The 19,858-nt window shown below is 62.8% G+C and carries 15 protein-coding genes; 6 read left to right on the top strand and 9 right to left on the bottom strand.

Going from position 1 to position 19,858, the window contains the following annotated elements; all coding sequences use genetic code 11:
* Positions 1–104 precede the first annotated feature (104 nt).
* On the bottom strand, positions 105–1,511 hold the full coding sequence (gene ahcY, locus DQW91_RS03120; protein WP_112662069.1) for an adenosylhomocysteinase: 1,407 nt from the start codon (positions 1,509–1,511) through the stop codon (positions 105–107).
* Between the two features lie 341 nt (positions 1,512–1,852).
* Here ahcY and DQW91_RS03115 point away from each other — a divergent pair, with 341 nt between their 5' ends.
* Positions 1,853–2,245: a hypothetical protein gene (locus DQW91_RS03115; protein ID WP_157961316.1), complete on the top strand. Its 393-nt coding sequence runs from the start codon at positions 1,853–1,855 to the stop codon at positions 2,243–2,245.
* 203 nt (positions 2,246–2,448) lie between these two features.
* Here the strand turns inward: DQW91_RS03115 and DQW91_RS03110 are convergent, their stop codons facing one another.
* The 5 genes from DQW91_RS03110 to DQW91_RS03090 all read right to left on the bottom strand — a co-directional run bounded on the left by DQW91_RS03110 (position 2,449) and on the right by DQW91_RS03090 (position 6,228).
* The gene (locus DQW91_RS03110; RefSeq protein ID WP_112662067.1) at positions 2,449–2,769 is read right to left on the bottom strand and encodes an HPr family phosphocarrier protein; all 321 of its coding nucleotides are present in this window, start codon (positions 2,767–2,769) and stop codon (positions 2,449–2,451) included.
* 6 nt (positions 2,770–2,775) lie between these two features.
* Positions 2,776–3,177, bottom strand: coding sequence for a PTS sugar transporter subunit IIA (locus DQW91_RS03105; protein WP_112662066.1), 402 nt, complete (start codon positions 3,175–3,177; stop codon positions 2,776–2,778).
* A gap of 111 nt (positions 3,178–3,288) precedes the next feature.
* Positions 3,289–3,723 (bottom strand): HPr kinase/phosphorylase, encoded by a 435-nt coding sequence (locus DQW91_RS03100; protein ID WP_112662065.1) that lies wholly within the window; start codon positions 3,721–3,723, stop codon positions 3,289–3,291.
* Positions 3,716–5,503 (bottom strand): sensor histidine kinase, encoded by a 1,788-nt coding sequence (locus DQW91_RS03095; RefSeq protein WP_112662064.1) that lies wholly within the window; start codon positions 5,501–5,503, stop codon positions 3,716–3,718. The genes DQW91_RS03100 and DQW91_RS03095 overlap by 8 nt, the downstream gene beginning before the upstream one ends.
* A gap of 26 nt (positions 5,504–5,529) precedes the next feature.
* On the bottom strand, positions 5,530–6,228 hold the full coding sequence (locus tag DQW91_RS03090; RefSeq protein ID WP_112662063.1) for a response regulator transcription factor: 699 nt from the start codon (positions 6,226–6,228) through the stop codon (positions 5,530–5,532).
* Positions 6,229–6,542: 314 nt separating this feature from the next.
* On the opposite strand from DQW91_RS03090, the gene DQW91_RS03085 reads away from it, so the two are divergent.
* The 3 genes from DQW91_RS03085 (at position 6,543) to DQW91_RS03075 (ending at position 10,216) form a co-directional block, all read left to right on the top strand.
* Positions 6,543–7,283 (top strand): HugZ family pyridoxamine 5'-phosphate oxidase, encoded by a 741-nt coding sequence (locus DQW91_RS03085; protein WP_112662062.1) that lies wholly within the window; start codon positions 6,543–6,545, stop codon positions 7,281–7,283.
* Between the two features lie 163 nt (positions 7,284–7,446).
* Positions 7,447–9,057 carry a phosphoenolpyruvate carboxykinase gene (locus tag DQW91_RS03080; RefSeq protein WP_112662061.1) on the top strand — a complete coding sequence of 537 codons (1,611 nt, stop codon included), beginning with the start codon at positions 7,447–7,449 and terminating at the stop codon, positions 9,055–9,057.
* A 64-nt stretch (positions 9,058–9,121) separates the two neighbouring features.
* Positions 9,122–10,216, top strand: coding sequence for an NAD(P)/FAD-dependent oxidoreductase (locus tag DQW91_RS03075; RefSeq protein WP_112662060.1), 1,095 nt, complete (start codon positions 9,122–9,124; stop codon positions 10,214–10,216).
* A 137-nt stretch (positions 10,217–10,353) separates the two neighbouring features.
* Here the strand turns inward: DQW91_RS03075 and DQW91_RS03070 are convergent, their stop codons facing one another.
* Positions 10,354–11,757, bottom strand: coding sequence for a sodium:proton antiporter (locus tag DQW91_RS03070; protein ID WP_112662059.1), 1,404 nt, complete (start codon positions 11,755–11,757; stop codon positions 10,354–10,356).
* Between the two features lie 177 nt (positions 11,758–11,934).
* Here DQW91_RS03070 and DQW91_RS03065 point away from each other — a divergent pair, with 177 nt between their 5' ends.
* Both DQW91_RS03065 and DQW91_RS03060 read left to right on the top strand, forming a co-directional pair.
* Complete coding sequence (locus tag DQW91_RS03065; RefSeq protein WP_112662058.1) at positions 11,935–12,726, top strand: class II glutamine amidotransferase; 792 nt, start codon at positions 11,935–11,937, stop codon at positions 12,724–12,726.
* Entirely contained in the window at positions 12,723–13,313 is a 591-nt protein-coding gene (locus DQW91_RS03060) for a histidine phosphatase family protein (RefSeq protein ID WP_112662057.1), read from the top strand. The genes DQW91_RS03065 and DQW91_RS03060 overlap by 4 nt, the downstream gene beginning before the upstream one ends.
* A gap of 74 nt (positions 13,314–13,387) precedes the next feature.
* Here the strand turns inward: DQW91_RS03060 and DQW91_RS03055 are convergent, their stop codons facing one another.
* On the bottom strand, positions 13,388–16,921 hold the full coding sequence (locus DQW91_RS03055) for an endonuclease/exonuclease/phosphatase family protein (RefSeq protein ID WP_112662056.1): 3,534 nt from the start codon (positions 16,919–16,921) through the stop codon (positions 13,388–13,390).
* A 275-nt stretch (positions 16,922–17,196) separates the two neighbouring features.
* On the bottom strand, positions 17,197–19,659 hold the full coding sequence (locus DQW91_RS03050) for a calcium-binding protein (protein WP_112662055.1): 2,463 nt from the start codon (positions 19,657–19,659) through the stop codon (positions 17,197–17,199).
* Positions 19,660–19,858: the final 199 nt, after the last annotated feature.

Genomic DNA, 19,858 nt, shown 5'->3' with positions numbered 1-19,858 from the left:
GTTGATTGCGGTGGGAAAACCGGTTCGCAGCCTGTGCGCGGCACAAAAGAAAAAGCCCGGCGCGGGGCCGGGCTTTTCCGTGATTGCCGAAAAGGATCGGCCGATCAGTAGCGGTAGTGGTCCGGCTTGAACGGGCCGCTTTCCTTCACGCCGATGTAGGACGCCTGGTCGGGACGCAGCTTGGTGAGCTTCACGCCGATCTTCTCGAGGTGCAGCGAGGCGACCTTCTCGTCCAGGTGCTTGGGCAGGGTGTAGACCTTCTTCTCGTACTTGCCGGCGTTGTTCCAGAGTTCGATCTGGGCCAGCGTCTGGTTGGTGAAGGAGGCCGACATCACGAAGGACGGGTGGCCCATCGCGTTGCCGAGGTTCACGAGGCGGCCTTCCGAGAGAAGGATGATGCGGTGCCCGTCGGCGAAGGTGATCTCGTCGACCTGCGGCTTGATGTTGTTCCACTTGAGGTTCTTGAGACCCGCGACCTGGATCTCGTTGTCGAAGTGGCCGATGTTGCAGACGATGGCCCGATCCTTCATGGCGCGCATGTGATCGAGGGTGATGACGTCCTTGTTGCCGGTGGCGGTGACGAAGATGTCGGCGCGGGGAGCCGCGTCTTCCATCGTGGTCACTTCATAGCCTTCCATCGCGGCCTGCAGGGCGCAGATCGGATCGACTTCCGAGACGAGAACGCGGCAGCCGGCCTGACGGAGCGAAGCCGCCGAGCCCTTGCCCACGTCGCCGAAGCCGGCAACCATCGCGACCTTGCCGGCCATCATGACGTCGGTGCCGCGGCGGATGCCGTCGACGAGCGATTCACGGCAGCCATAGAGGTTGTCGAACTTCGACTTGGTAACGGAGTCGTTCACGTTGATGGCCGGGAAGAGCAGCTTGCCTTCCTTGGCCATGATGTAGAGGCGGTGAACGCCCGTGGTGGTCTCTTCCGAAACGCCCTTAATGGACTTCGCGACTTCCGCGAACCAGCCCTTCGGCTTTTCCTTCAGGAGGCGCTTGATGAGAGCGAAGAGGACTTCCTCTTCCTCAGCGCCGGGCTTCTCGAGGAAAGCCACGTCGCCCTGCTCGGCGCGCAGGCCGAGGTGGACGAGCATGGTGGCATCGCCGCCGTCGTCGAGGATCATGTTCGGCACGCCGCCGCCATGCCAGTCGAACAGCTTGGCGGTGTAGTCCCAATACTCGGAAAGCGTCTCGCCCTTATAGGCGAAGACCGGGATGCCGGCGGCGGCAATCGCGGAGGCCGCGTGATCCTGGGTCGAATAGATGTTGCACGACACCCAGCGGATGTCCGCGCCGAGATGCTTCAAGGTCTCGATCAGCACGGCGGTCTGGATGGTCATGTGGAGCGAGCCGGCAATGCGGGCGCCCTTGAGCGGCTGCTTCGGGCCGTATTCCTCGCGCACGGCCATGAGGCCCGGCATTTCGGTTTCCGCGATGGAGATTTCCTTGCGGCCGAATTCGGCGAGGGAGATGTCTTTGACGATGTAGTCCTTAGCGGCGCTCATGAGTGTCTCTTTTCCGTGAAGCGTTGGCTTGCGCCGTCTCTAACAGAGACTCACGGAAGAGGCAATCAAGATATAAAGATATCTTTATATGGGCCTGGAAACGCAGGGCTGCTTTGAATTTATTCCCTATGCGCCCCAAGGCTCACGCTGTACAGAAATAAGAACAATGGCGAGTCTTCCGTCTCTGCATGCATCCAGCATCTCTAATATTCCGCGACGCATCCTATTCGCTTACTCATCTCTCGCAGAGCATCAGGATTTTGCCGTGGAGGACACAATCTGGGAATGATGTGGTCTTCAGCGTAAGGCTCAGGTACAGCCGCCACTGCTATTCACGGGAATTGAAGAACGGCATCGCCCCGGAAAATGACGATGTGACCGTCGAAAGAGGACCACCCCTCAGGGTCTTCTGCCCCATGAGACATGAGAAGACCACCCTCCTGACGCAGATGATCGAAGGACTGTTCGCGAAACCTGCCAGTCGAGTTTCCCTGACGATGGAAAATAACTGGACCGTCTTCCACCTTTACGCCGAGCCTGAGCATCAAGGCGATCCGCGTTATTGTGCTTTCTTCCGCATGCGCAGGTCTACGGTGCCTCTACGGGGCGAGCAGGTACCCTTGGAGATGTTCGTGGAAAGCGGATATGGGCGATCCACCCGGGTCAAAGTGCTGCGGCATGCTCCTTTCGGGCGCGTTGCCGAGGAGACAGCCTTCAATGTGGGGCAGGCCTGAAAAATTTTGGGGCGGCCGAAGCCGCCCCATTAATCCTCGACAAAGCCAAGCCCGAAGGCCCACAGCCATAAGCAAGTGATCGGGTTGCCCCGACAGCAGCGGTACTATCGGCCTAATGGCCTCAGTCGATCTGCACCGATGAGAGTTAAAATAAGAATCAAGCAGGCAGTGTCAAGCGAGGTTTTACCGTCGCTGTTGCGGCCTTACTCGTCCTCGCCGAACCTGTCGGCAAGAAGGTCGTCCAGGGCTTGTAGGCAGGCGGGGGCGTCCTCGCCCTTGGCGGTGACGGTGATCGATGTGCCCTGGGCGGCGGCCAGCGTCAGGAGGCCCATGATGGAGCGGCCGCCGACCGTCTCGCCGCAGCGGGTCACGGTCACATCGGAATCGTAGCGCTCGACGGTCTGGACGAACTTGGCGGAAGCGCGGGCATGGAGGCCACGCCGGTTGATGATGGGCAATTCGCGCGCCAGCGCGCCCTCGGGGACAGGGGCCGGGGGACAGTCCGAATCGAGGGAATCGGCCATAAACGCTTACTTTCCGGAGAGAACGCGCGAGGCGACGTTGATGTATTTGCGCCCCGCCTCCTGGGCGTGAGCCACGGCGTCGGTGAGGGTTTCCTCGTCGCGCACGCTGGCGAGCTTGATCAACATGGGCAGGTTGATGCCGGCGACGACTTCCACCGAGCCGCCGTTCATGCACGAGAGGGCGAGGTTCGATGGGGTGCCCCCGAACATGTCGGTCAAGACCACGACGCCCTGGCCCGAATTGACACGGCACACGGCGGCCATGATGTCCTTGCGCCGGGTTTCCATGTCGTCGTCGGGGCCGATCGTGATCGTTTCGAGCTGCTCTTGCTGACCCACCACATGCTCAAGCGCGGCCTTGAATTCCGTCGCGAGCTGCCCGTGGGTGACGAGCACCATGCCAATCATAATGTCTCTGGTCCGTTCGCTCCGTGGAGCGGAGCCGCTATTTTGTGCATTGCAACGCCAAGCGCAAGAGCATTGAGACGAAATCTTCATCACAGTGTCACGACCCTGTCGTCACACCCTCAGTCTGCTCAAGACCACATCAGATAAGGGGGTTCCGGTTCGACTTGCAAGCCGGGGCAGCAAGACGCCGCAGAGAACGGCCTGGGCTTCCGCCTCCTCCGGATAGCGTGGCGGGTCCTCGGGAAAGAGGTCGATCACAAGGCGCAGCACGGCGGCCTTTTCGAAGGAAACAGCCATGATTCCAACGCCTCGGACCTCGATTTGGCCCTCGATGGGAGGCACCGGGCGCACCACGAGGCGGCTGCCGCAAGGCTCGATCCGGGTGCGGTCGTCACTGACAAGACGGGCAAACATGCAAGCCTGATTTGCATGAAAAACCAGCTCCCGGGCGAGGGTGGACTTGCCGGTCTTCGGCCCGCCGCGAATGAGAATGCCCGCCTCGCCGATCACGACGCAGCCGGCGTAGATGGTCTCAGCCTTAACCATGCGGATGGCCGGCGGCGGGAATGCGGATGATGAAGCGCGCCCCAAGGCGGATCGGCTCGCCGTCTTCTCCTGGCGGGCCGAGGCGGTTTTCGGCCCGGATGGTGCCCCGGTGCGCCTCCACGATCTGGCGCGAGATCGACAGGCCGAGGCCCGAATTCTGGCCGAAACCCTGGTCCGGACGGTCGGTGTAGAAGCGCTCGAAGATCCGGTCGAGGGCGTGGGGCTCGATGCCGGGCCCGCTATCCTCCACGAAGACTTCGATATCGCCCCGACGGCGGCGCAACGTCACCTGAACGGGCGCATCCGGCGGCGAGAACGAGCGCGCGTTGTCGAACAGGTTGTTGAACACCTGGCCGAGGCGGCTGTCGTGCCCGAAGATCAGGAAGCTGTCGCGGCCCGCATTCGGGCGCTCGATCGTCAGGCGGATCATGGGATCGCCCTCGTGCCGCCGCTCGTTGGCGACCGAGACCACCGCCTCCAGCAGACGCGCCACGTCGACCGCCTCGGCATCCGCCCGCGCCAGCTCCGCATCGAGCCGCGAAGCGTCGGAGATGTCGGTGATCAGCCGGTCGAGGCGCTTCACGTCGTGCTGGATGATCGACATCAGGCGCTGTTTGGACTCATCGCTGCGGGCAAGCGGCAGGGTCTCCACCGCACTGCGCAGGGAGGTGAGCGGGTTCTTGAGCTCATGCGCCACGTCGGCGGCAAAACTCTCGATGGCGGCAATGCGGTTGTAGAGCGCACGGGTCATGTCGCGGATCGCCACCGACAGGTGGCCGATCTCATCGGAGCGGTTGCTGAAGTCGGGAATTTCCTGTCGCGACTTCGTTCCCCACCGCACCCGCTCCGCCGCTTCCGCGAGACGCCGCACCGGCCCGGCAATGGCGCCCGCAAGCAGCAGCGAAAGAACGATCATGACGACGGCGGCGATCAGGAACACCTGCAGCAGGGCCATGCGCTCGGAGGCGATGATGGAATCGATGTCGTTGCCTTGCGTGGAGAGAAGCAGCACGCCCTGGATGGTGCGGAAGCGCTGGATAGGCACCGCGACGGAGACGATGGTCTCGCCCCGCGCGTTGGTTCGCACCTCGTCCCATTGCTTGCCCTGAAAGGCCTGTTGCACCTCCGGCAGCGACTTGCCGTTGACCGGGCCGATCTCCTCCGGCCCCGTGCGGCGGGAGCGGCGGAAGAAGGTGCGCACGCTGTTCCAGGTGCGCTCGAAGACATTGGTGTCCTCGTCCGTCACCGGCGGCAGATCGAGGCGCAAGATATCGCCGCGCGAATAGAGCGCGCGGGAATCGAGAAGCAGCGCGCCCTCGCGGTCGTAGATGCGCGCGCGGGTGCGCGTCGGCGTCACGAGGCGGCGCAGAAGCGGAGCGACACGCTCGGGACTGATGGAGAATTCCAGCGGCGAGAGATTTTCTTCCGCGAACTTCTCCGTCTGCCCGGCCTGCATCTGCAGAAGCTTGTCGGGATCGAGGGTGATGGTGTCGGTTTCAACCGTGGCGGAACTGGCAATCGCGCCGGCGATGATCTCACCTTGCGTGAGAAGGCTCTGCACCCGCGCTTCGATCAGCCCTTCGCGGAACTGGTTGAGATAGAGAAAGCCGACGAGGAGCGCGACGAGACCGGCAAGGTTCAGCACGACGATGCGCCGGGTGAGGCTCGACGACATCTGCAGCCACAACAGGCGCCCGAATTCCTTCAGGCGCGCGAGCACCCCGCGAGGAGCAGATTGATCCTCGCCCCCGGTCTCCGCATTGATGAAATCCGCTTTCATTCAGCCTTCCCGGCCATGCTCCGGTATCAGCCTTCCTTGAACCGGTATCCGACGCCGTAGAGGGTTTCTATCATCTCGAAATTGTCGTCGACAGCCTTGAATTTCTTACGCAGGCGCTTGATGTGGCTGTCGATGGTGCGGTCGTCGACATAAACCTGATCGTCATAGGCCGCGTCCATGAGGGCGTTGCGGCTCTTCACGACGCCCGGACGCGCGGCGAGCGCCTGAAGAATCAGGAATTCCGTCACCGTGAGGGTCACCGGCTCGCCTTTCCAGGTGCAGGCGTGACGCTCGGGGTCCATCGCCAGCTGGCCGCGTTCGAGCGCCTTGGAATCGGCCTCGCGCGGCGCATTCTGGTCCTTCGGCGCGAAACGGCGCAGAACGGCCTTCACCCGCTCCACCAGAAGACGCTGCGAGAAGGGTTTGCGGATGAAATCGTCGGCGCCCATCTTGAGGCCGAACAATTCGTCGATCTCCTCGTCCTTGGAGGTGAGGAAGATCACCGGCAGATCGGATTTCTGGCGCAGGCGGCGAAGCAGCTCCATCCCGTCCATGCGCGGCATCTTGATGTCGAAGATGGCGAGGTCCGGCGGGGAATGCTTCAAGCCGTCGAGGGCCGAGGCGCCGTCCGTATAGGTCTGGATCCGATAACCTTCGGCTTCAAGCGCGATGGAAACGGACGTCAGAATGTTGCGGTCGTCATCGACGAGAGCAATCGTCGGCATGAACTCATCCTTATCTAACAGGAAGGCCGAACCTCTCCGGGCGGCCCTGGCGGCAAGACGCTGAACGTCCAACTGTGCCTTTCTCGTGGCATATGTATGGTTTGTTCGCCCCAATCGCCAGAGGGGCGGAGTTATCCTAGGATTTTATGCGTGATCGAACGCATGAATCCTCATTTCGAAAAGCCGATGCAAATCAAACTTCTAGAGGCTGATCGCCTCTAGATTTCTTATTCGCAGCATGATCCGGGCGAACAACCGGTTTCCACTTGTTCTGATCATGCTGTAACGCCTGTGCCCCGAACCGGAGATGAACGATGAGCGAGCCGAAAACGCCCGAGAGACCCTTCGACGGCACCGGCCTCGGCAAGCTTCTGCTGCGCACGATCCGCGCGGGCGCCCTCGGCACGCTGGAGGCTTCGGGCTTTCCCTTCACGACGCTGACGAGCGTGGCAAGCGACAGCGACGGCGCGCCCCTTATCCTCACCTCGAAGCTTGCCGCCCACACAACCAACATGGAGCGCGATCCGCGCGTGTGCCTGCTTCTCGCCCAGACGGGGCGCGGCGACCCGCTGGCGCACCCGCGCCTGACGGTTCTTGGAAAGGCCGCCCGCAGCGAAGACCCGCGCGTCCGCGCGCGCTTTCTGGCGCGCAATCCCAAGGCCGCGCTCTATGCCGACTTCGCCGATTTCTCGTTCTGGCGCATCGAGATCCTGAGTGGCCACCTCAACGGCGGCTTTGCCCGGGCCGCGACCTTGAGCGCACAGGAATTGAGGACCAACTTGACCGGCGCTGACGGGCTGATCGCGGCGGAGGCCGACGCCCTCGCCCATGTGAATGCCGATCATAAGCCGACGCTCGAACTCTATGCGACGCAGCTCGCAGGCGAAGCGCCCGGACGGTGGGAAGCAAGCGGGATCGACCCGGAGGGCATCGACCTCATTCTCGGCGACAGAACGGCGCGGATCGCGTTTCCGGAACGGGTGACGGACGCGGTTTCCTTAAGGCATGTGCTGAAGGATCTGGCGGAGCGCGCCCGAGGCATTGCCGAAAAATAGAACGAAATGGAATGCCGACTGTTGAACGGCAACGTTCCATGACTTAAAGACCGCCCCATATATTTCGACAGGTGGGGCGCTGCCCCCTCGTCGCGCGCACGTCAGAGATAAACCCGGACCGGCTCCAGCCCGGTTGCGCGGGTGGCCACAAGGGAGGTTCTTCGTGGAGAATATCGGCGTCTTCAACAGCAAGAATGGGTCTGAAACCTTCGGGTTTACCGGTCTCGAACGGGTTTTCTGGAATCTCGAGGCGCCCGCGCTCTACGAGCAATCCCTGAAGCGCAACGAAACGCAGCTCGTGCGCGGCGGCGCTCTGCTTGCCGAGACAGGCGCCCATACGGGCCGCTCGCCCAAGGACAAGTTCGTCGTGCGCGATGCCACCACCGAGGACACGGTGTGGTGGGAGAACAACGGCTCCATCACCCCCGCCCAGTTCGACCTTCTGCTGCAGGACTTCCTCGCCCACGCCAAAGGCAAGGAACTCTTCGCGCAGGATCTCTATGGCGGCGCGGACCCGACCTACCGGGTCAAGGCGCGCGTCTTCACCGAGCTTGCCTGGCACTCGCTCTTCATCCGCAACCTCCTCATCCGTCCGGACGAGGGTGAGCTTGCGGCTTACGCGCCCGATCTCACCATCGTCGATCTTCCGACCTTCAAGGCCGATCCCGCCCGCCACGGCTGCCGCTCGGAGACGATCATCGCCTGCGACTTCACCCGCAAGATCGTGCTGATCGGCGGCACGTCCTATGCGGGCGAGATGAAGAAGTCGGTCTTCACTTATCTCAACTTCGTGTTACCGAAAGTGAGCGTGATGCCGATGCACTGCTCGGCGAACGTGGGCGACGAGAATGATGCCGCCGTGTTCTTCGGCCTCTCCGGCACCGGCAAGACAACGCTCTCCGCCGATCCGAACCGCACGCTGATCGGCGATGACGAGCACGGCTGGGGCCCGAACGGCGTGTTCAACTTCGAGGGCGGCTGCTACGCCAAGACCATCCGCCTCTCCCGCGAGGCCGAGCCCGAGATTTTCGCAACGACGGAACGTTTCGGAACGGTGCTCGAGAACGTCATCATCGACCCGATCACGCGCGTGCCGGATTTCGACGATGCGTCCAGGACCGAGAACACACGCTGCGCCTATCCGCTCGATTTCATCGAGAACGCCAGCACCACGGGCCGCGCAGGCATTCCGAAGAACATCGTGATGCTCACCTGCGACGCCTTCGGCGTCCTGCCTCCCATCGCGAAGCTCACGCCTGCCGAGGCGATGTATCACTTCCTCTCCGGCTACACCGCCAAGGTCGCCGGCACGGAGAAGGGCGTCAGCGATCCGGAGGCGACGTTCTCCACCTGCTTCGGCGCGCCGTTCATGCCGCGCCATCCGTCCGTCTACGGCAATCTTTTGCGCGATCTCATCGCCAAGCATCACGTGGATTGCTGGCTTGTGAACACGGGCTGGACCGGCGGCAAGTACGGCACGGGCCGGCGCATGCCGATCCGCGTGACGCGCCGCCTGCTCTCCGCGGCCCTCGACGGCTCACTGTCGCGTGCCGATTTCCGCCGCGATCCCTACTTCGGCTTCGCGGTGCCGACCTCGGTGCCGGGCGTCGAGCCGCATATCCTCTACCCGGTGAAGACCTGGGCAGACAAAGCCGCCTTCGCCGAAACAGCGAAGCGCCTCGTCGACATGTTCACCGAGAACTTCAAGCGTTTCGAGGCTTATGTGGACGCAGACGTGAAGGCCGCCGCACCGCAGATGTCGATTGCGGCTTGAACTCCAATCATGCTTTTGACTTGATGAACGGCGGCTCTCGGGCCGCCGTTTTCACGAGGCGCGCATGGATGTTCTCGTCATCGGAGCTGGAGTCGTCGGCCTCGCCATCGCCCGGGCGCTCGCCATACGCGGCCATGCGGTGATCGTCGCGGAGGCGACGGGCGGCATCGGCAACGGCATCTCCTCCCGCAACAGCGAAGTGATCCACGGCGGGATGTATTATCCCGCAGGTTCCCTCAAGGCCCGCCACTGCGTTACCGGGCGGCGGATGCTCTACGCCTTCTGCGAAAGCCACGGCGTGCCTTATCGAAGATGCGGCAAGCTCATCGTCGCCACGAACGAGCGCGAGCAGGCGAAGGTCGAAGCGATTCACGCGCAGGGCCTCGCCAACGGCGTGGAGGGGCTGTCGTTCCTGACGGGCGAAGAGGCGCGAAGGCTCGAACCCAACCTCTCCTGCACCGGCGCGCTTTTTTCGCCTGAGACCGGCATCGTGGACACCCACGCCCTGATGCTGGCGTTGCAGGGCGATCTCGAATCCGCAGGCGGCGTGATCGCCTTTCATGCGCCCGTCGCGCGCATCGCGCACAAGGGAACGGGATGGACCGTGCACGTGGGCGGCGCGGAGCCGGCCGAAATTGCCGTCGATGCGACGATCAACGCGGCCGGGCTCGGCGCGCAGGCGCTGGCGCGACAGGTGGATGCTTATCCGCAGGAGCGCGTGCCGCGCCTCGTGCTCGCCAAGGGCCATTATTTCGGCTGCTCCGGCAAGCCCGCCTTCTCACGCCTGATCTATCCCGCGCCGGTGGACGGTGGGCTCGGCACCCACGTGACGCTCGATCTTGCCGGGCGCATGCGCTTCGGGCCGGATGTGGAATGGATCGAGAGCGAGGATTACGAGGTCGACCCGCAGCGCGCGGAAAGCTTCTACGCCTCCATCCGCCGCTACTGGCCGGGCCTGCCGGATGGCGCGCTGATGCCGGATTACGCCGGCATCCGCCCCAAGCTCACCGGTCCCGGCGAACCCGCCGCCGATTTTCTCATCGACGGCCCGGCGGAACACGGCCTTGACGGCCTCGTGCAGCTTTTCGGCATCGAGAGCCCGGGACTGACCTCCTGCCTGTCCCTCGCGGAGCATGTGGCGGCAACACTTGAAGCGTAACGCCACCAATTCCCCCTCTCCCTCAGGGAGAGGGTTGGGGTGAGGGATTACGCCATCTCCGGATAACCCTCCGCGTCCCCTCACCCTCGCTACGCTCGACCTCTCCCCGGCGGGGAGAGGTGAAAGGCGGCGGCGCTTCACCCCCTGAAGAAGATGAACGTCACGAGCAGGAAGGTCGGGATGAGCACCGCACCCGACCACAGGAGGTAGGCGAAGAAGCTCGGCATCTTCACGCCGCCCTCGCGGGCGATGGCATAGACCATGAAGTTGGGCGCGTTGCCGATATAGGAATTCGCGCCCATGAACACCGCGCCCGCCGAGATGGCCGCAAGCGTCAGCGCGCCTTCCGTCATGAGCCTTTGCGCATCGCCCCCGGCCAACTCGAAGAACACGAGATAGGTCGGCGCATTGTCGAGGAAGGACGAGAGGCCACCCGCCAGCCAGAAGAAGGCCGCATTGTTCGCGCTGCCGTCGGCATGGGTCACCAGCGCCACGAGCGGGGCAAAAGCGCCCTGCGATCCGGCCTTGAGCATGGCGAGAACGGGGATGATGGTGATGAAGATCCCCGCGAAGAGCTTCGCCACCTCCTTGATCGGCCCCCACGAAAAGCCGTTTTCCTCATGCGCAGATTGCGGCGTCGAGGTCAGCGAGACCACCGTCACCACGACCATGATGAGATCGCGTAAGGCGTTTGCCCATTCCACCTCGATACCGAGGACCATCACTCGCCCGAGATCGGCCGTCGCGCTCATGAGGATCGCGGCGATGATGACGCCGATGAGCAGGAAGTTCAGGCCGCCCGAAATGCGCACGGGATTATCGGGCGTCGGATCCGGCCTCGTGCGGCCTTCCGCGCGGTAGATCATCCAGTCGAGGAAGAAGAACACGAGCAGCACGAGGCCGCTGGCGAACAGCGTTTGAGGAAAGAGGTGCTTCGTCGTCCAGAAGAAATCGACCCCGCGCAGGAAGCCCAGGAACAGCGGCGGATCGCCCAGCGGCGTGAGCGAGCCGCCGATGTTCGAGACGAGGAAGATAAAAAACACCACCACATGCGCGTTGTGCCGGCGGTCGTCGTTGGCGCGAAGGACGGGGCGGATCATCACCATCGACGCCCCCGTGGTGCCGATGACGCTCGCGAGCGCCGTGCCGATGGCAAGCAGCAGTGTGTTGGAAACCGGCGCGCCATGAATGTTCCCGCGCACCAGAATGCCGCCCGCGACGGTGAACAGTGCGAGCAGCAGGAGAATGAACGGGATGTATTCGAGCAGCGCCGTATGAGTGAGAACCTGGACGGCGGTCGAGGCCCCGCCCGTGAGCGTGATCGGAATCACCGTCAGGAGTGCCCAGAAGGCTGCGATCTTGCCCTGGTGATGTTCCCAGGTGTGCGCCGCGAAAAGCGGGAACAGCGCGATCGAGAGAAGGATACCAATGAAGGGAAACGCCCAGGCAAAGCCGAGCGCACGCCCGTCGAGTTCCGCCGCTCCGGCGGCTTCGGGCACGAGAAACATGGCGGCGACAAGCGCCAGAACACGGAACGGCATGAAACGGGGCCCCCTCGGTCGATTTTTTTGATGCTTGTTATTTCAGCATTAGGAGAATGAACATTGCACCGCAATGCCCAGTGAATGCCTTGGCATTAACGGCATATTCAGCTTAGAACAGACAAGATAACAGGATAACACACGGCGCCGCGAGCGCCTGGGGTTCCGACAAAGCCGATGTGCCGCTTTCTTGCCTACCGGGGCGAATCGATCTTTCTGGCCGATCTGGTCTGCGCTCCCGCTCACTCGCTGGTCCACCAGTCTCTCCACGCCATCGAGACGAAGACGGAGACGAACGGGGACGGCTTCGGCATCGGCTGGTATCGCGAGCGCCGCGAGCCGGGGGTCTACCGGGAGGTGCGCCCGGCCTGGTCGGACGAGAACCTGCGCAGCCTGTGCGATCAGGTGCGCTCCAGCCTGTTCTTCGCTCATGTGCGGGCCGCCACCGGCACCGCCACCATGCGGGCGAACTGCCATCCCTTCGCCCATGGCCGCCATCTCTTCATGCATAACGGCCAGATCGGCGGCTACAAGAAGATCAAGCGCCGCCTTGAGGCGATGATCCCCGACGGGCTCTACGACACCCGCCACGGCACCACCGATTCGGAGGCGATCTTCCTGCTCGCCCTTGCGAACGGCCTGGCCGAAGACCCTGTGGCCGCGATGGCGCGCACCTTGAAGATCGTGCGCGGCCTCATGGACGAGGCCGGCATCGACGAGCCGTTCAAGTTCACCGCCGCCGTCACCGATGGTGAGGATCTTTACGCCTATCGCTGGTCCTGCGACGCGCAGCCCCCGACCCTGTATTTCCGCGAGGTCGACGGAAACCTTCTCATCGTCTCGGAGCCCATCGACGACAAGGCGAAGGGCTGGCAGGAAGTGCCGAAAGGCTGCAGCCTCATCGCCCGCGCGGGCCGCCCTATCGAAGTCGAGTGCCTGAACGAGGCCATGGGCCGGCTGGCGGCATGATCTACCTCATCCGCCACGGCGAAACGCTGTGGAACGCGGCCGGGCGTTACCAGGGCCGGATGGATTCCCCCCTCACCGAACGCGGGCGCGAGCAGGCGGACTCTCTCGGGCGTCTTCTCGCGCAGGAGACGCGTGCCCTTCCCAAACCCCTCAAGGCCCATGTCAGCCCGCTCGGGCGCACGCAGGCGACGGCCGACCTGATCGCGCGCCATGTGACGCTCGCGCAATCCAACGAGCCGCGCCTTGCCGAAATCTCGCTAGGCTCCTGGGATGGCATGACGCGCTATGAAGTCGGCATCGAATATCCTGACGCCTTGAACGGGGCCGACGCCTTCGACTGGTTCTTTCGCTCGCCGGATGGCGAGACCTTCGAGACGCTCTGCGAGCGTGTGGCTTCGTGGCTCGCCGATATTGATGGGCCCGTCGTCGCCATCTCCCACGGCGTCACAGGGCGCGTGATCCGCGGCCTCTATCTCGGCCTTTCAAAGCACGAGATGCTGCATTTGCCCGCACCGCAGGAAGGGTTCTTCAAACTGCATCAGGGCCGGGTGGAACTGATCGGAGCAGCATCGGGCGCTGAGGCTTAAGCCTTTTATGTCCCGAAACGAAAAGAGCCCCCACGTCGCCGTGGGGACTCCCTTTATTTTGCAAGCGAGCCGGATCAGATCACCAGGAAGTCCGCGGCCGACATCTGCTTGAGACCCTTGTCGAGGGTTGCGATCACGATGGCCTTGGCCTTGCCCGATCCGTCAACGTCGTAGGACAGCGTACCCTTCTTCGTGTCGTAGATCAGGTAATCGTTGTCGTCCTTCGCTTTATCCTTGGCGAAGTAGTCCTTGTTGAGCTTGCCGGGCTTGGCGACCGTGCCCTTGCCGAGCTTCTTGAAGATCGCGTTGTCGAGCAGGATCGTGTCGTCCTTCACCGAGAAGTCGATGATCTTGTCGATCTCCGTCTTCGCAGGCTTGGTGTCGAACACGAACGAGTCCTTGCCTGCTCCACCCGTGAGGCTGTCCGCCCCACGCCCACCGGACAGACGGTTGGCCGCGCCGTTGCCGATCAGGATGTTGCCGAGATCGTTGCCCTTGAGGCTGATCCCCCCGCCGGCATCGGCGGCCCGCAGAACCTCGATGTCGATTCCGGCCGTGTAGTCGACCACCGTGAGGACGGTATCGTAGCCCGATGCGTCGATGACGCGGTCGCCCACATCGTCCACGAGGTAAGTGTCGTCTCCGTTGCCGCCTTCGAGCTGATCCGCCCCGGCGCCGCCATTGAGCGTGTTGGCGAGATTATCGCCGGTCAGCGTATCCGCGAAGGCAGAGCCGACCAGGATTTCGATGGAGTTGAAGATATCTCCCGCCGCATCGCCCGTGTTGGCAGCCTGGTTGATGAGACTCGCCACCACCCCGGCTCCCGCATCGGCGTATGAAGCGGTGTCGGTGCCGTCTCCGCCATAGAGACCGTCCGCGCCGCTGCCGCCGACGAGCGTGTCGTTGCCGGCATCGCCCTGCAGATAATCCGCGCCGCCCTTGCCGTTGAGAAGGTCGCCGCCGCCAGCGCCGATGATAGCGTTGCTCTGGTCGGTGCCGGTCAGCAGGTTGGCGGCTTCGGTGCCGCGCATCACTTCGAAAGTGGAGCGGGCCACCAGCGGATCGTGGTCGCTGGCGCGCTCGGCATCGTCGAACTCGGAATTCGTGCGAACGATGTCGAACGCCTCGATCCGCGCGCGAAGGCCGGCCGAGACATACATGTGGTCGAGGGACTGCGACACGCCGTTGTAGACATAGTCCGTCCGGTCGCGCGCATCGGCGATGAACTCGTCCGCCAGGTTGAACAGAACCTGCGAGCCATCGCTCTCGCCGCTGAGCGTCTTGAGCGGATTGCTCCAGGAGAAGTCGTTCATGTCGCCGAGCACGACGACATTCGCATTGGCATTGAATGCGAGGAGGCCATCCACATAGGCGTTGATGAGCTTCGCCTGCTCGATGCGCTGCACTTCGGAGTTCAGGACCGGCGGGTTGTTCGTTCCGAACACCGGATCGTCGCCACCCTTCGAGTTCAGGTGGTTGTTGATGAAGGTATATTCTTCACCGTTGAACGTGAACTTCGCGACGAGCGGCTTGCGGCTGGCCTGGAAGGCGTCGTTGACCGCCGGGTCCGGATCGACGATGCGCTGAAGCGATCCCGGGACGAGGTCCACGACATCATCATTGTAGAGGAAAGCCTGGCGGATGTTGCCGCCGGTCTGGCCGCCGTCCTTGTTGTTCTCCGGCGTCATGTAGGCGAACTTGTAGCGTGGCCCGCCTGCGGCGACGATGGTGTCGACGAGCTTCTGCAGGGTCTTGTCCGCGGAAACGATGCCATTGTCGACGCTGCCGCTGTCGTCCTGGATTTCCTGCAGCGCGATGACGTTCGGCGCGCCCATGTTTTCCACGATGTGGCGGGCGACCTTCGCGAAATGGCCGCTGTCGACGTCGGCGTCGCCATCGTTGTCGTTGGGGTCCAGGTTCTCGACGTTGTAGGTGCCGAAGGACAGGAAGAACGGGTTCCATGCGGTCACGTTCGTCGTCTCGGCCTGCAGCGGCGACTGCGCCGTCACGACGGGCGTGCTGTCGAGGAGGACCTCGTAGCTCGAGAAGCCATAGGTCATGATGCCGGTGGCCGTGCCCAGACGCGCGCCGACATCGACCATCGGCAGCGCAAGGCTGTCGCGGATATTGTCGAACTGGATGCGATTGAGGTGGTAGTTGTCCGCCGCGTTCGGAAGCCCGCCGCGTCCGTTCAGGATCGATTCGTCGTAAGTGCCCTCGATGAGCGCCCAGATTTCGCCGTAGCTGTTGGTGGCGCCGACGACGCGGGTAGGCTCGACGGTGACGCGCATGCCCTCCAAGCTCTCGAAGAACGCAGCAGCAGCGGCTGCATCGCCAGTCGGTGGCGTGATGCCGTGAGGGCCGATGACCACGGCGTCGGGCAACGCATTGCCCTTGGAGGTGACGGTCACCGTCGCATCCGCGCCGAATTGCGTCAGCGTCAGATCGGCGGGCGAGCTTGAGGAGCGATATTCCGCCACCTTGCCGTTGACCGTCACCGCATCGCCGATTTCCACGTTCGGCGTCCAGCTCGAACCACGGAACACGAAGATCGCGTCCGAAGTCGTGGCATCGCCGTCGCCGTTGACGTCCTGCACGTAGAAGCCGCGCGTGGTGCCTGTCATCTGAATGGCGGTGATGACGCCGGTCGTCATCACGGTCTTGCCCACCTGATCGGAGGTATGGCCGTGGCCCTGGATCATGTAGATCGGCAGCGGATCGTCGTTGAGGATCGTGCTCGTGGCGGTGGCCGTGCCGATCGTCACGCCTGGGGTCGCGTTCGACAGCGTTACGGAGAAGGCTTCGTTGCCCTCGTAGGCCGTGTCTCCCTTGACCGTGACCGTGATGGTCTTGGTGGTTTCGGTTCCCGTGAACTCGACCTTGCCGCTGGTGAGGCCGTCGAAATCGTCCGTAGACGCCTGGCCTGCGCCGCCGATGCCCGAGAGAACCCAGTCCACGCTCACATCACCTGACGCATTCGAGCGCGTGACGGTGAAGGTGAACGTCTTCGTGCCGCTGTTACCCTCGGACGCGCTCGCCAGATCGGCGGCGATGTCGAGGATTTGGTCGCCCGAGGGAGCCTCGAAGGTCTGACCCGCATTCGCGGCGTCCCGGGTCGAGGTGCCATCCGTTGCGAAAACGGCCCAGGTGTTGAAATCGCTGGAGGATCTGCCGCTGCCCTGCCGCTGGATCGAACCGGTCACCGAGCCGGTACCGTCCTCGAAGACACCGACATCGGTGCTCGTCATGCCGGCGGCGGCGCCGTCCGCTGCAACGAACACGCCTTCGTAGCTCAGAAATTCGACGACCGTCCCCGAAGCATCGACGAGGGCAATGCCGTCAGGAGAGGGGCTACTGGTGGTTCCACCATTCTGCATGGCGGCTGCATCGACGCTGAAAAAGCCGAACCCCGTGCCCGTGACGTCGGTCAGAACACTGGACAGGGCGATCTCTTGATAAAGTTTGAGGCTCGTGCTGTTGCCGTTGTAGAGCTGGATTTTCCAACCGGTCAGATTGGTTCCGGCCAGCCCGGCGATCTCGATGAATTCGTTCGCATCGGCTGCGCCGCCATTGTCATAGTGAAATTCGTTGATCCAAACGTTTGCCATTGCTTCCCTCGCATAAGCCGCTTTCTGCGGCCTTTATTCCCGACTTGAAGAGTCGAGTCCTAGGCCAGCAGTTAAGCAATAACGTTCACGCGTGACAACGGCATGAAAGATGGGCAGAGCTGCGCCCTCTTTTGGCAGATGCTTGTTTTTCGGCCGTCGCGCTCCAGGCGGTGCTCAAAAGCCCCCTGTTGCTGCTAGGAAATGGCACTTGAACGATCATGGCCGGGACAAGCCCGGCCATGACGATATTGTATCTGTGTTACAGCAGTCGTGGATCAGATCACGAAGATGTCCGCGTAGGTCATCTTGAGGTTCTTCGACAGCACGGCGATCTGCACCGCCTTGATGCTGCCGGTGCCGTCCGCGTCGTAGGAGAGAGCGCCGGTCTTCTTGTTGTAGATGATCCGGTCATCGGCATCGTGCGCGGCGCTGCCGACCCAGAACGCATTCTGGTCGATCTTCAGCGGCTTCTTGAGCGAGCCTTTTCCGATCTTCGTCATGTACTTGTTTTCGAGGTAGATGCTGTCGTCGCGGACATTGAAGTCGAGCACCCTATCGAGATTCGTATTCTTGTTGAGCCTGGTGTCGAAGACGAAGATGTCCTTGCCGAGACCGCCCGTCAGCGTATCGAGGCCGAGGCCGCCCGCGATCTTGTTGTTGCCGGCGTTTCCTTCGATCACGTTGGCGCCGGTATTGCCGGTGAGATTGAGCGCCGCCGACCCAGAAGCGACCACGCGTTCAATATTCGCATGAAGCGTGTAGGACCCACCGGCAAAAACCGTGTCGTATCCTTCACCGGCGAGTTCCACGATCACATCCGTTCCATCGGAGATGTAGGTGTCGTCTCCCGCGCCACCCGCCAGCGTATCGCTGCCCGCGCCGCCGATCAGCATGTCGTTGCCGCCAAGGCCGTTGAGCACGTTCGCTGAGGCATTGCCGGTGAGCGTGTTGGCGCTATTGTTGCCGGTGAGATTGATCGCCCCGGCTTCCAGGGCCGACAGATTCTCGAAATTGGCGCCAAGTGTGTAGGAGAACCCAACGAAGACGGTGTCGGTGCCGCCATTGGCTTCCTCAACAAGCACATCTTCGGCATCGATCACATAAACATCGTCGCCCGCGCTGCCGACGAGCGTGTCGAGACCTGCGCCGCCGTCGAGCCGGTCGTCGCCTTCGCCACTATTAAGACTGTCGTTGCCGGCGCCGCCTTCGATGGTATCGTGACCAAGTTCGCCATAAAGTGTATCGCCGATGTTGCCGCCGACGATCTTGTCATTGCCGGCCTTAGCGTAGAACTCGTTTCTACGCTCGTTTGCGCCAATCAGCGTATCGTTGTGCGAGGACCCGACGAAGGCTTCGATTCCGGAATAGGCGTCACCCGCCGCATCGCCGGTGTTCAGCCCGGTATCCTCCAGATTGACGGTGACGGCGGATGTAGCGAATTCGTAGCTTGCGTAGTCCCAGTCAGCGCCGCCATCCAGGTAATCGGCACCAGCATCGCCATGGAGGCCGTCGGTGCCGGCGCCGCCATAAAGACTGTCGTTGCCCGCGCCGCCATGAAGGATGTCCGAGCCATTGGAGCCCGCGAATTGTTCGCTGCCGTCGGTCCCGGTCCAATTGATGTCGAGGCCGCGCGGATCGAAGATCTGAGCCTTGATGTGGCTTGGCGGGGCGCCGGGGCCGCCTCCGTCATCCGACCAGCCGACGATGAAGCGGCCGTCCGCCAGCCCGGTGATCGTCGGGTCGCTTTGCGTGCCGGCGTTTCCACCCGGATGGACCGTGAAAGAAGCGCCCGTGGCAGTTCCGTTGCTGGCGAAGGCGCAGGCTATGATGTCGTTCGACGTTTGCATCTGAACGGCGATGGCGAAGCCCCCGTCGGCCAGCACCGTCACGGCCATTTTCTCGTAACGCTTTCCTAGCTGCCCCTCCAGAAGGTCGATCCTCTGCGAAGCCACCCCGTCGGCGCCATAAATGACGGCCTGGACGTAGTCCTTGGAGAAGGGATCGGATGCAATCCAGGTAACGATGAACTTGCCGTCCTTGAGCGCCGTGACACGCACGTCGGACCGATTGACCTCTGCATCGCTCGGGATGAACCATTCGCTGCTGATCGTGCTGCCGCTCTGGGAGCGCAGCACGATACTGTTGTTGGGTAGCATGGCGGCGGTGAGGAACAGGCCGTTATAAAGGCCTAAATCCGTCACCGCGACGGAGGGGGACAGGTACGTTCCGCCGTCGATCGCTGTCGTGCCGATCACGGTGCCCGTCGCATTGAACACGAAGTTCGAAACGCCCGTCGTGCCGTTGTAGCCGAGATGGGACACGATGAAGCCATCGCCGAAAGCGGTGATGGCCGGCTTGGTCTGGTTGCCGGCAGCACTCCCGAAAGTGATCTCGTTGGCGTTGATCGGTTGGGCATTCCGGTCGAAGACGCGCGCGCGCACATCCATGTCGGTTCCGTTGAACGATGCGAATGCGACAGCGAAGCCGCCACCCTTCAGCGCCGTGACGACAGGGTTGATCTGGAAGCCGCTGTCCACGGTGTTGATCTTGAAGACATCGCCCTTCTTGCTGCCGTCCGCATTGAAGAGCTGACCCCACACATCGCCGTCGTTGCCCTCGTCCACCCACACCCCAACGAACGTGCCGTCGTTGAGTGCCGTGAAGCTCGATTGATATTGCGCGCCGCCGTCAGTGCTGCTGGCGTCGATCCTGGATCCCCAAAAAGCGGGTGCTGGCATGGCTCGTCCTCCTCATCTCGCACTTCCCTCTTGGGAAAGAGCGCGCCCTCGCGCGGGGCGGAAAATCGGCATGGTGAGAAGCCCTTCAAAGCCGGGGCTTCCGTTCATGACTTTCCTAGGTGAGTGCATTCCCCGTGGACCCATGTGAACGTACGGGGTTTTCCGGCGCGTGCGAGAGCGCACGCGAAACCGGTCGCGC

It is taken from the genome of Microvirga flavescens, assembly GCF_003290125.1.
Classification (GTDB): Bacteria; Pseudomonadota; Alphaproteobacteria; order Rhizobiales; family Beijerinckiaceae; genus Microvirga; species Microvirga flavescens.
The sequence above is the reverse complement of the archived record's forward strand: the minus strand, read 5'-3'. Positions and strand labels throughout refer to the sequence as shown.

What these genes read in the sequence shown, in the direction of transcription:
- ahcY (WP_112662069.1), bottom strand. Translation starts at nt 1,511, where the DNA reads ATGAGCGCCGCTAAGGACTACATCGTCAAAGACATCTCCCTCGCCGAA.
- DQW91_RS03110 (WP_112662067.1), bottom strand. Translation starts at nt 2,769, where the DNA reads ATGGCCGATTCCCTCGATTCGGACTGTCCCCCGGCCCCTGTCCCCGAG.
- DQW91_RS03105 (WP_112662066.1), bottom strand. Translation starts at nt 3,177, where the DNA reads ATGATTGGCATGGTGCTCGTCACCCACGGGCAGCTCGCGACGGAATTC.
- DQW91_RS03100 (WP_112662065.1), bottom strand. Translation starts at nt 3,723, where the DNA reads ATGGTTAAGGCTGAGACCATCTACGCCGGCTGCGTCGTGATCGGCGAG.
- DQW91_RS03095 (WP_112662064.1), bottom strand. Translation starts at nt 5,503, where the DNA reads ATGAAAGCGGATTTCATCAATGCGGAGACCGGGGGCGAGGATCAATCT.
- DQW91_RS03090 (WP_112662063.1), bottom strand. Translation starts at nt 6,228, where the DNA reads ATGCCGACGATTGCTCTCGTCGATGACGACCGCAACATTCTGACGTCC.
- DQW91_RS03085 (WP_112662062.1), top strand. Translation starts at nt 6,543, where the DNA reads ATGAGCGAGCCGAAAACGCCCGAGAGACCCTTCGACGGCACCGGCCTC.
- DQW91_RS03075 (WP_112662060.1), top strand. Translation starts at nt 9,122, where the DNA reads ATGGATGTTCTCGTCATCGGAGCTGGAGTCGTCGGCCTCGCCATCGCC.
- DQW91_RS03070 (WP_112662059.1), bottom strand. Translation starts at nt 11,757, where the DNA reads ATGCCGTTCCGTGTTCTGGCGCTTGTCGCCGCCATGTTTCTCGTGCCC.
- DQW91_RS03065 (WP_112662058.1), top strand. Translation starts at nt 11,935, where the DNA reads ATGTGCCGCTTTCTTGCCTACCGGGGCGAATCGATCTTTCTGGCCGAT.
- DQW91_RS03060 (WP_112662057.1), top strand. Translation starts at nt 12,723, where the DNA reads ATGATCTACCTCATCCGCCACGGCGAAACGCTGTGGAACGCGGCCGGG.
- DQW91_RS03055 (WP_112662056.1), bottom strand. Translation starts at nt 16,921, where the DNA reads ATGGCAAACGTTTGGATCAACGAATTTCACTATGACAATGGCGGCGCA.
- DQW91_RS03050 (WP_112662055.1), bottom strand. Translation starts at nt 19,659, where the DNA reads ATGCCAGCACCCGCTTTTTGGGGATCCAGGATCGACGCCAGCAGCACT.